General features: G+C 47.8%; 2 protein-coding genes. One reads left to right on the top strand and one right to left on the bottom strand.

Annotation, left to right across the window (positions count from 1 at the left end; all coding sequences use genetic code 11):
- Nucleotides 1-208 precede the first annotated feature (208 nt).
- Nucleotides 209-601, bottom strand: coding sequence for a transposase (locus tag KDK14_RS19625; RefSeq protein ID WP_257266905.1), 393 nt, complete (start codon nucleotides 599-601; stop codon nucleotides 209-211).
- A 49-nt stretch (nucleotides 602-650) separates the two neighbouring features.
- On the opposite strand from KDK14_RS19625, the gene KDK14_RS19630 reads away from it, so the two are divergent.
- Nucleotides 651-1,072: helix-turn-helix domain-containing protein (locus KDK14_RS19630; RefSeq protein WP_257266906.1), on the top strand; the 422-nt coding region annotated here is incomplete at its 3' end.

Genomic DNA, 1,072 nt, shown 5'->3' on the forward strand with positions numbered 1-1,072 from the left:
TGACCTGACCCCGGTTTTTGTGACCCCGGTTTTTGTGACCCCGGTTTTTGACCCCGGTTTTGCCCGGTTTTGTGACCCCGGTTTTGCTTTTCAAGTGTACCACGACCTGGAGCGCCTTTGAGCCTCCTTTTTCTTGGTGGACGCTCCAGATTTTTTTAATGCTTCAGGGTGGCCCTTGTGACCAGCAACAATGTAAACCTCGTCAAACTCAACCTCCCCGAGTGACCTCAGGCTTTCGATCAACCACACCTGTTCGTAATACCGTGGTCATGTGATGTGTATCGCTGGGGCACAGATCGAGTTCCTGAGCAATCTGATTGTTGGAGACATTCAGCCCCATTAAATAGAGGCAGGCAACCCAGACCTTAAGCGGCTGGTGATGTCCAGAGAAAGCCGTGTTTGTCAGGTCATCAAAATAACGCTTACAGTTTTTGCAGTAATAATGCTGGCACTCTATTTGTACATTGTCGTGTCCATTCTTTTTGATATGGTCAGAATCACAGTGCGGGCAGCGAACAATATCATCAGGCCATCGGTTCTCGCGGATCATTTCATAACAGGTTTCATTGCTGATGAGATCGGAAATTCGTCCTATATTCATGAATAACCCTGCCGTTGGCTACTTTTTCAACAAAGGGTAGTTCAACAGTCTGGAAGCCGAAAAGAGCCAAGAAAGATTCTACCCAACGCCAGAACAGGAAACACTCCTTGCTCAGTCGTTCGGCTGTGGTCGTTTTGTTTATAACAATACCCTCCGTTTTCGCACTGATGCCTACTACAAAGACGGGAAATCCATATCCCACTCTGAGGTAGAAAAACGGCTTGTGTCGCTCAAGAAAGAGTTCCCATTTCTGGCTGACGTATCCAGCGTGATCCTGCAACAAACACTCAGGGACCAACAAGAAGCCTTCAAGAACTTCTGGGCTGGCAGGGCCAAATACCCCAAATTCAAAAAAAGACATTCAAGACAAAGTATACGGCTGACAAAGGCTGCTTTCAGCATGAAAAACGGCCAACTGTTCATCGCCAAAAGCAAAGAGCCGTTGAATATCCGCTGGAGTCGGCCACTGGC

Origin of the sequence: Endozoicomonas sp. ONNA2 (assembly GCF_024606365.1) — a bacterium.
Lineage (GTDB): Bacteria > Pseudomonadota > Gammaproteobacteria > Pseudomonadales > Endozoicomonadaceae > Endozoicomonas.

What these genes read in the sequence shown, in the direction of transcription:
- KDK14_RS19625 (WP_257266905.1), bottom strand. Translation starts at nt 601, where the DNA reads ATGAATATAGGACGAATTTCCGATCTCATCAGCAATGAAACCTGTTAT.